We start from the raw sequence: 9154 nt of genomic DNA, 5'->3' as shown, positions 1-9154 counted from the left end.
CCTCCGCCCGCCGCGGCGTCGAGGAGTGGCTGCCCGCCGCCCTGTCCCCCGTCTCGCCGTGGCAGCGGCTCCGGTCGCTGATCGCCTACGGCAGGCACCACCTGGCGCACGGCGGCCGGGGTGTCGCGGAGCCCGCGCTGCGGGAGGCCCGGACGCTCGCGCACCTGGCCGGGCTGCCCGGCTGGGGCGTGGCGGTCGACACCTGCCTGGACCGCCCCGAGACCCCGGACGAACGCAGCTGGGAACGGCTCGACGACGACGAGCGCGAGCTGGTGCGCCTGGCGCTGGGCGGCACCACCAACGCGCAGATAGCACGGATCGCGTACGTGTCGCTGCGGACCGTCGCCAACCGCTTCCGCCAGATCTACGCCGTGCTGCACGTCCACGACAGGCGGGGCCTGACCGAGCTGGCCAGGTCCCACCCGCCCGAGTGGCTCGCGCGGCGAGCCTGACCGGCTACTGCGTGTCCGCCGCCAGGCGCTGGGCGACCTGTGCCGCCTCGGTGGCCCTGACCTGCGCCTTCTCGGCCTTGCGCGCGGCGCGGGCGGCCCGCTTGGGCGTGCTGCCCTCCGAGCGCCGCTCGAACAGCGTGTAGATCACCGGCACCACGTACAGGGTCAGCAGCGTCGAGGACACGAGCCCGCCGATCACCACGAGCGCCAGCGGCTGCGAGATGAACGCGCCGCCGCCCGTGAGGCCGAACGCCATCGGGGTCAGCGCCAGGATCGTCGCCGCCGCCGTCATCACGATCGGCCGCAGGCGCTGGCGCGAGCCCTCCCGCACCGCCTCGTCCAGCGGCCGGCCCTCGGCGCGGTACTGGTTGATCAGGTCGATCAGCACGATCGCGTTGGAGACCACGATGCCCACCAGCATCAGCACGCCGATCAGCGCGGCGACGTCGAGCGGCGTGCCGGTCAGCAGCAGCGCCAGCAGCGCGCCCGTGGCCGCGAACGGCACGGAGACCAGCAGGATCAGCGGCTGCCCGATGCTCCGGAACGTCGCCACCATGACCAGGTACACGATCAGGATGGCGGCAAGCAGCGCCAGCCCCAGGTCCGCGAAGGCGTCGGCCTGGTCGGACGCCACGCCGCCCATGGTCACTTCCGCGCCGCCCGGCAGGTCCAGGCCGTCGATCTCCTCGGTCAGGGCCACCGTCAGGGTGCCCAGGTCCTGCCCGGCCGGGGTGACCGCGACCGTGGCGCTGCGCTCCCCGTCCACGCGGGTGACCGACGCCGGGGCCGAGACCTCCTCGACCGTCACCAGGTCGCTCAGCGGCACCATGCCCGCGGCCGTCGGCACGTCGACCTTCTTGATCTCGGCAGCCGTGGCGGGCACGTCGCCCGCCACCACGACGTCGAGGTCGGTGCCGTCCAGGTCGACGGTGCCGATGCTCGACTCGTTCATCGCGCCGGCCAGCAGGCCCGAGACCGCGGCCTCGGTCAGCCCGGCCTCCGCCGCGGCGTCCCGGTCCACCGTCACCTGCACGGTCGACTGCTCGGCGGCGAGGTTGTTCGTCACGCTCTCGACGCCGTCGAGGTCCGTGACGGCGTCCTCGACGGTGCTCGCGGCGTCGGCCAGGTCGTCGGCGTCGGGCGCGGTGACCACCAGGTCCACGGTGGTGCTGGAGAACCCGGCGTCGCCGGCGGCCACGGTGACCTCGCCGGCCAGGTCGGCCTCGGCGATCGCGTCGCGGACGTCGTCCTGCACCGCCTCGCCGTCGGCGTCCTCGGCCAGGGTCATCGCGAAGGACGCGCTGGCGCCCGCTCCGCCCATGCCGAAGGCGGCGGCCATGCCGTCACCCGACCCGACGGTGGTCTGCACGGTCTCGATGCCGTCGACGCCGTCGAGGACCTCCTCGACCTCCTTGGCGGCCGCGTCCTGGTTCTCCAGCGACGTGCCCGGCTCGAACTCCTGGGTGACCGACAGCGTGTCCTGCCCGGCCGCCCCGATGAAGTTGGTCTCCATGCGCGGCACCAGCGCGAGTGTGCCGCCCAGCAGCGCGATCGCGACGGTCAGCGTGACCGCCGGGTGCCGCAGCGCGGCGGCCAGCGACGGCACGTAGGCGCGCTGCCAGGCGCCGCGGCGCTCCTTGAGCTCGGCGGCCTCGCGCATCGCGGCGCCGCCGTCGGCCGAGACCGGCACCTTGATGAACCAGTACGCGAGCACCGGCACCACGACCAGCGCGACGATCAGCGAGGCGCCCATGGCGATGGCGACGGTGACGGCGAACGGCTGGAACAGCTCGCCCGCCATACCGCCCACCAGGGCGATCGGGGCGAACACCGCGATGGTGCAGACGGTGGAGGCGGTGATGGCCGCGCCGACCTCGCGGACGGCGGTGACGATCGCGTCCACGCGGTCCTCGCCGTACGACAGGTGCCGCTTGATGTTCTCGATCACGACGATCGAGTCGTCCACGATGCGCCCGATGGAGATGGTCATGGCCGCGAGCGTGAGGATGTTCAGCGTGTAGCCGGTCAGGTTCATCGCCGCGAACGTGACGGCCAGCGACAGCGGGATCGAGATCGCGGAGACCAGCGTGGCCCGCAGCGAGGCCAGGAACACCAGGATCACCAGGACGGCGAACAGCAGGCCCAGCCCGCCCTCGGTGGTCAGGCCCTCGATCGACTCCTCGATGAACGGCGCCTGGTCGAACGTGACGGCGGTGCTGACGCCGGCGTCGTCGAGCTCGTCCTCGACGTCGGCCAGCACGTCCTGCACGGCGTGCGAGACGTCCACGGTGTTGCCGTCGGGCGTCTTGGTCATGGCGATGGCCAGGGACGGCTCGCCGTCCAGGCGCGAGAAGGAGGTGGGGTCGACGTCCTTGACGCTCACCTTGGCGACGTCACCCAGGTGCACGACGGCGGGCGGGCCGGCCTCGGCCTCGGGCGACTGCCCGGCGGCGCCTGCTGCGCCCGCCGCGCCCGCTGCTGCGGCGGCGTCGGCTCCCGCACCGGCGCTCGCGCCGGCCGACGCGCCCGCGGACGGGACGACCGGGAGGTCCTCGAGCTCCTCGACGGTGCTGACGGTGGTGCCCACCTGGACGCTGCTGGTGCGGCCGTCCTCGGTGACGGAGCCGACCGGCATGACCGTGCCGTTGTCCTGCAGGAGGGAGGAGAGCTGGGCGGCCGTGAGGCCCGCGGCGGCGAGCTTCTTCTCGTCGGGCTCGATCACCACCTGGCGCTCGGTGGTGCCGGTCACCGTGACGTCGCGCACCTGCGCGATGCCCGACAGCTCGGGCACCAGCACGGAGTCGATCGTGTCGGTGAGCTCCTGCTCGGTGCCGTCACCGGAGACCGCGAGCTGGATCACCGGCAGGTCGTCGAACGACCCGGCCATGACCTCGGGCTCGACGTCCTCGGGCAGGTCCTGGATGTTGCCGATCGCCGACGTCATCTCCTGGCTGACCTCGTCGATGTCGGTGCCGTACTCCAGCTCCACGGTGGTCATCGAGATGCCCGTGCCGACGGTCGACGTGACGCCCGTGACGCCGTCGATGCCCTGGACGGCGGTCTCGACCGGGTCGGTGACGCGGTCGGACACGATCTCGGGCGACGTGCCCGGATAGACCGCGGTGACCGCCACGACGGGCACGTTGAGGGAGGGTATGAGTTCCTGGCGGAGCTGCCCCATGCTAAATATGCCGACCACGAAGACGGCGATCGTCGCGAGTGCCACGAGGGCACGATTCGCGAGCGACATACGGGCAAGACGAAACACACTGCCTCCAGATCTGGGGTTCACGCCGGTTCCCGCGACTCCGTCGGCGCAGTATTTTGCCTAACGCAAAGGATCCCGCCGGGGTTCCCGGCACGCAACTCCGGTTCTCGCGCACGCGACGGCGCACTAAGGTCAGCCCGTGACCGACCAGACCCGCGAGCAGCTCGTCGCCGAGCTCGCCGCCCTGCACCACCGGCTCGGCGAGGAGTTCTTCGCCTCCCGGCTCAGGCCGCTGCTGGAGACCGACCTGACCGTGCAGCAGCTCCGGGCCCTGGCGCTCGTGCAGGTGGACCGCGACTCGACGCCGCACCGGCTCGCGGAGGCGCTCGGTGTCTCGGCCGCGACCGTGTCCGGGATCCTCGACCGGCTCACCGCCGCCGGGATGACGGTCCGCACCCCTGACCCCGACGACGGCCGGGTGCGCCGCGTGACCAGCACCGAGAAGGGCAACGAGGCGATCCGCCGCATCGTCGCGCACGAGGACGACCTGCCGCCCGACCTGCTGGACGAGCTCGCCCTCGACGACCTGCGCGCCCTGACCCAGGGCACGCGCGCCCTCCTGGAGGCGGCCCGCAGGCTGGCCCGCTAGCCGCGTGGGCGGTCAGGCGTGGCGGCGGGCCGTCGCCACGGCCAGGCGGTGCAGCAGCGCCCGGGCCTCGGGCGGGCCGGTGACCTCGATGTGGTCGGCGAACTGGAGCAGCTGCCGGGCGGCCTCGACCTGGGCGTAGGCGAGCGTGATAGGCACCCGGCCGGCGGCGTCCGCCGGGCCGACCGTGCGCAGCCGGGAGCCCAGGATGCGGCGGGCCAGGTCCACGCCGTCGGCGTCCAGGAGGGCGTGGACCGTGACCTCGTGCCGCGTCTCCAGCGCCTGGCCCAGGCCGCCGGCGACGTCGGCCAGCGTGGCGCCGGCGCGGGTGCGGCGCGGCTCGTCGAGCAACACCCAGCCGTCCAGCCGGGTCAGCGCGAACAGCCGGGGCGCCGCGTCGACGTCGGCCACGAGGTACCAGCGGTCCACCCGGAGCAGCAGGCCGTACGGGTCCACCACCAGGTCCGACGCCGAGCGGGCTCCGCTGCGCCGGTAGGTGACCCGCAGCCGCCGCGCCTGGCGCAGGTCGCGGGCGAGCGCGGCGACGTCGGGCGGGTCGCCCGCGGGCTCGGCGGCGAACCAGGCGCGGTTCTCGACCGTGACGACGTCGGCCAGGGACAGCGGCGCCGCCCCCGACCGGGGTACCGGGGCCCCGGGGCGGGTCGCGAACTTGCCGACGGCGGCCCGTGCCGCCGTCTCCGCGCCGAGCGCGCGAGCCCGGTCGAGGTCCACGCCGACGGCGCGGAGCACGTCGGCCTCCGACGTCGTCAGCCGGGTGAGGTCGACCTGCTGCCCCGGCAGCAGGCTGATGCCGCCGTATTTGCCGCGCTCGGTCAGCACGGGGATGTCGGCGTCGACCAGCTTCTGGACGTCGCGCAGGATCGTGCGGGCCGAGACGCCGAACTCGGCGGCGAGCTCCGCCGCGGTGGCGTACCGGCGCGCCTGCAGGGCGCCGAGGATGCCGATGAGGCGCTGCGCCGAACCCACGATCTCCCCTCCGGTTTCAGGTCCCCGGTCGGAACATGACAGGTTCTGTCGCATTATGCCGCGAGCGTGGGTACGTCGCCGAACGCCGGCGGCACTCTGGAAGGAGAAACCCATGCCCGCACCGAACCTCTTTCTCGTCTACGTGACCGACGTCGAGCGCGCCACGAAGTTCTACGGCGACCTGTTCGAGATCGAGCCCGTCGTGCGCACGCCGCGCTACGTGCCGTTCGAGGTCGCGCCCGGCGTGCTGTTCGCGCTGTGGGGCGGCCAGAGCGACGGGCTCACCGCGGCGACGCCCCGGTCGTCGGAGGTCGGCCTGATGGTGGAGCGATCCACGGCTGCCGTCGACGACGTCTACGCGTCGTGGGTCGCGAAGGGCGCCACCGTGGTCGAGGAGCCGCACGACGCCGTCTTCGGCCGCACGTTCGTCGTGGCGGACCCCGACGGCAACCTGATCCGCGTCTCGCCGCTCGACTGACCGGACGGCGCCCCGCGCGCCGCCGTCGCCCGGGTCCCACGAGGCCCCACGACGGCGGCGCGCCGGGCGCCCGGGCCGCACGTAGGGTGTGTGCCGTGCCGGACACCACCGCCCCTGAGCCGTTCGCCCCGCAGGCCACGCCGGAGGCGATCGAGGACCTGCGCGCGCGGCTGCGGGCGACCCGCTGGCCGGACTCCCCCGAGGACGTCGGCTGGTCGCTGGGCACCGACCTCGACTACCTGCGCGAGCTGGTCGCCTACTGGGCGGACGGGTTCGACTGGCGTGCGCAGGAGGCCGCGCTGGCCCGGCTCCCGCGCTTCCGCGCCGACGTCGGCGGGCTGGGGATCCACTTCGTGCACGCGCGCGCCGTCGCGCCGTCGGGCCCGGTGCTGCCGCTCGTGCTCAGCCACGGCTGGCCCGACTCGTTCTGGCGGTACTCGAAGGTGGTCCCGCTGCTGACCGACCCGGGCGCGCACGGCGCCGACCCCGCCGACGCGTTCGACGTCGTGGTCCCCGACATGCCCGGCTTCGGGTACTCCGACCGGCCGACTGGGCAGCCGCTGAGCTCGGTCGCCGTCGCCGGGCTGTGGGCCGGGCTGATGAGCGTGCTCGGGTACGAGCGGTTCGGCGCCGCCGGCGGCGACATCGGCAGCCACGTGAGCCGGTACCTCGCGCTCGACCACCCCGACCGCGTGGTCGCCGTGCACCGCACCGACGGCGGGCTGCCCGTCTTCGCGGGCGACCCGGCGACGCTCCAGGCCGAGGAACGGGCCTGGTTCGCCGAGACCGCGACGTGGAGCGCCGCCGAGGGCGCCTACGGCGCGCTGCACCGCACCAAGCCCCAGACGGTCGCGGCCGCCCTCAACGACTCGCCCGCCGGGCTCGCCGCGTGGATCGTCGAGAAGCTCCGGGCCTGGAGCTTCGGCGACCTGGAGGACGCGTACACCCGCGACGAGATCCTCACGAACATCACGATCTACTGGCTCACCGGCACCATCGGCTCGTCCATGCGGATGTACCACGCCAACGGCGCGATCCCGGCCCGGCAGGTCACGCGGCGGGTCGAGGTGCCGTCCGGGTTCTCGCTGTTCCCGGGCGACATCGTGCGCCCGCCGCGAGCGTGGCTGGAGCGGACCGCCAACACCGTGCGCGTCACGGAACCGGAACGGGGCGGCCACTTCGCGGCGTTCGAGGAGCCGGAGCTGTACGCCCAGGAGCTGCGCGACTTCTTCCGCCCGTACCGCGCGGCCTGACCGGGGCCCGGCCGCACCGGCCCGCCGTCAGGCGGGGACGACGTCGACCCGCTCCTGCCAGTCGATGTGGTGCTCGTAGATCCACCGGCTGGGATCGTTGCCGGTGCGGGCCATGTGCCGCATGCCCAGCCGCATGACCAGGTCGCGCGGCACCGCGGCCAGGGGGTGGAGCGACTTCCACCCGCCGGTGCGCCGGCCCTGCTCGACGACACGCTCGACCCGCTCACGGCGCAGGCCCTCGTAGGTGGCGAACGCGTCCGGGACGGTCGGCAGGTCGCGCAGGCACTTCGCGAGCACCACGGCGTCCTCGATCGCCATGGCCGCGCCCTGACCGATCGACGGGGCCGTGGCGTGTGCCGCGTCGCCGATGATGATCATGCGGTCGTTGGACCAGACGGGCACCGACGGCACGTCGTACGTGTTCCAGCCGGCGAAGATCCGGTCGGTCGCGCGGATGATGTCGGCAGCGGGCCCGCGGTCGTCCCGGAAGAGGTGGATCAGCCGGTGCCGCCACTCCTCAGGGGTGATCGCGGCCAGCTCCGCTGGCGTCGGCTCGGCCGGGCTCGGCGGGTTCGCCACCCACCACACCTCGCCGTCGGGGTGCGGGGTGTAGGCGAAGAAGCAGCGCCGGCCGAAGATCGCGTTCATCATCCCCGGCGCGCTGTCGACCGTGATCCCCCGGGCATAGCCGCCGGTGTTCAGCAGCCCGTTGTACCGGGCGCCCGGCGCGCCCGGCGCGATGATCTCCCGGGTGCGCGAGCGGAGCCCGTCCGCGCCGATCAGCAGGTCGCCCTCCGCCCGGGTGCCGTCGGCGAAGGTGGCCACCACGCCGTCGTCCGTGACCGAGGCGTCGGCCAGCCGCTTGCCGTGCTCGAACCGCACGCCGTGGGCCAGCGCCTCCTCACGGAGCCTGCGGTAGAGGTCTGCCCGCTTGACGGTGCGGCTCGTGAGGCCGCCGTCGGCCCCTGCCGCCTCCAGCCCGGTGCCGTAGGGCAGCTCGCCGAGCGTGCGCCCGGAGCCGCTCGTCATCGTGATCCGCGGGGTGTCGAAGCCGAGCCCGTCCAGGTCGACGCCCACCGCCCGGAGCGCGTCCAGCGCGTTCACCGCGAGCGTCAGGTAGACGCCGGCGCCGTCCGCCGTGCGGTCGTACGCCTCGTGGACGACCACCCGCATGCCCGCCAGGCGCAGGGCGATCGCGCACGTCGTTCCGGAGATCCCGCCGCCGGCTACCAGGGCTGTGTATGTCATACACATGAGCGTATGCCATAGACTCGGCGGCAGGCCAGACCCGTCGACAAATTGGCCGGAGAGCGAGCACCACGACATGAACGCCAAGGCGCCGACGGCGCTCGACCTGCTCTGGGGAGCCGGCACCGGTGCGCCGGCGACGCGGCAGGGCCTGACCCCCGCCCGGATCGTCGCCGCGGCGGTCGAGCTCGCCGACGAGGGCGGGCTCGAGGCCGTGTCGATGGCCCGGATCGCCGAGCGCCTCGGCTTCACGACGATGTCGCTCTACCGGCACGTGCAGGGCAAGGAGGAGATCCTCCTGCTCATGCTGGACTCGGTCGCGGCGGTCCCGGCAGAGCTCGACGAGCCGCTCGACGACTGGCGCGCCGGACTACGCCGCTGGTGCCACGCGCAGTGGACCATGCTGCGGGCCCACGCCTGGATCGTGCACGTGCCGATCAGCGGGGCGCCGGTGACGCCCAACCAGCTCACCTGGACCGACCGCGCGCTGGCCACGCTGGCCGGCACGGGGCTCGCCGAGAGCGAGAAGGCGGGTGTGGTCCTGCTGGTGGCGACGTACCTGCACAACAGCGCACGCCTGAGCGCCGGCCTCGGCGACGCGGCGTCCGGCGAGTCGGTGGCCGCCTACAGCGCGCTGCTGGGCAGGCTCGCCGACGCCGAGCGGTTCCCCGCCCTGCGCCGGGCCGTCGACGCGGGCGCCTACGACTACCCCGCGGACACCGCCGAGGAGGACCGGCAGCTGGGCTACGAGTTCGGCCTCGACCGCATCCTGGACGGCGTGGCGGCCCTGATCAGCCAGCGGGCCCGCTGACGCCTGCCTCCAGGTCGGCAGTTTGCACCGCAGAGTCGGCACTATGCATCGAGGTCGGCACAGGCCTGTGC

8 protein-coding genes are annotated in these 9154 nt (G+C 73.8%); 5 read left to right on the top strand and 3 right to left on the bottom strand.

Annotated features, from left to right (window positions below):
* On the top strand, positions 1–452 hold a 452-nt coding region (locus ACFU5G_RS27175; RefSeq protein ID WP_377251746.1), incomplete at its 5' end, for a hypothetical protein.
* Positions 453–456: 4 nt separating this feature from the next.
* On the opposite strand, the gene ACFU5G_RS27170 is transcribed toward ACFU5G_RS27175, so the two are convergent.
* Positions 457–3702 carry an efflux RND transporter permease subunit gene (locus ACFU5G_RS27170; RefSeq protein WP_377251744.1) on the bottom strand — a complete coding sequence of 1082 codons (3246 nt, stop codon included), beginning with the start codon at positions 3700–3702 and terminating at the stop codon, positions 457–459.
* A gap of 157 nt (positions 3703–3859) precedes the next feature.
* On the opposite strand from ACFU5G_RS27170, the gene ACFU5G_RS27165 reads away from it, so the two are divergent.
* Positions 3860–4309 (top strand): MarR family winged helix-turn-helix transcriptional regulator, encoded by a 450-nt coding sequence (locus ACFU5G_RS27165; protein ID WP_377251742.1) that lies wholly within the window; start codon positions 3860–3862, stop codon positions 4307–4309.
* 12 nt (positions 4310–4321) lie between these two features.
* Here the strand turns inward: ACFU5G_RS27165 and ACFU5G_RS27160 are convergent, their stop codons facing one another.
* Positions 4322–5293, bottom strand: a complete 972-nt coding sequence (locus ACFU5G_RS27160; protein ID WP_377251740.1) for a helix-turn-helix transcriptional regulator — start codon at positions 5291–5293, stop codon at positions 4322–4324.
* Positions 5294–5405: 112 nt separating this feature from the next.
* Here ACFU5G_RS27160 and ACFU5G_RS27155 point away from each other — a divergent pair, with 112 nt between their 5' ends.
* Both ACFU5G_RS27155 and ACFU5G_RS27150 read left to right on the top strand, forming a co-directional pair.
* Complete coding sequence (locus ACFU5G_RS27155) at positions 5406–5771, top strand: VOC family protein (RefSeq protein WP_377251738.1); 366 nt, start codon at positions 5406–5408, stop codon at positions 5769–5771.
* Between the two features lie 95 nt (positions 5772–5866).
* On the top strand, positions 5867–7024 hold the full coding sequence (locus ACFU5G_RS27150; RefSeq protein ID WP_377251736.1) for an epoxide hydrolase family protein: 1158 nt from the start codon (positions 5867–5869) through the stop codon (positions 7022–7024).
* A 27-nt stretch (positions 7025–7051) separates the two neighbouring features.
* Here the strand turns inward: ACFU5G_RS27150 and ACFU5G_RS27145 are convergent, their stop codons facing one another.
* Positions 7052–8272 carry an FAD-dependent oxidoreductase gene (locus ACFU5G_RS27145; RefSeq protein WP_377251734.1) on the bottom strand — a complete coding sequence of 407 codons (1221 nt, stop codon included), beginning with the start codon at positions 8270–8272 and terminating at the stop codon, positions 7052–7054.
* A 76-nt stretch (positions 8273–8348) separates the two neighbouring features.
* Between ACFU5G_RS27145 and ACFU5G_RS27140 the strand changes: the two genes are divergently transcribed.
* Positions 8349–9083, top strand: a complete 735-nt coding sequence (locus ACFU5G_RS27140) for a TetR/AcrR family transcriptional regulator (protein WP_377251732.1) — start codon at positions 8349–8351, stop codon at positions 9081–9083.
* Positions 9084–9154: the final 71 nt, after the last annotated feature.

Origin of the sequence: Promicromonospora sp. NPDC057488, assembly GCF_042802395.1 — a bacterium.
In the GTDB taxonomy this organism is placed as follows: Bacteria; Actinomycetota; Actinomycetes; order Actinomycetales; family Cellulomonadaceae; genus Promicromonospora.
The sequence above is the reverse complement of the archived record's forward strand: the minus strand, read 5'-3'. Positions and strand labels throughout refer to the sequence as shown.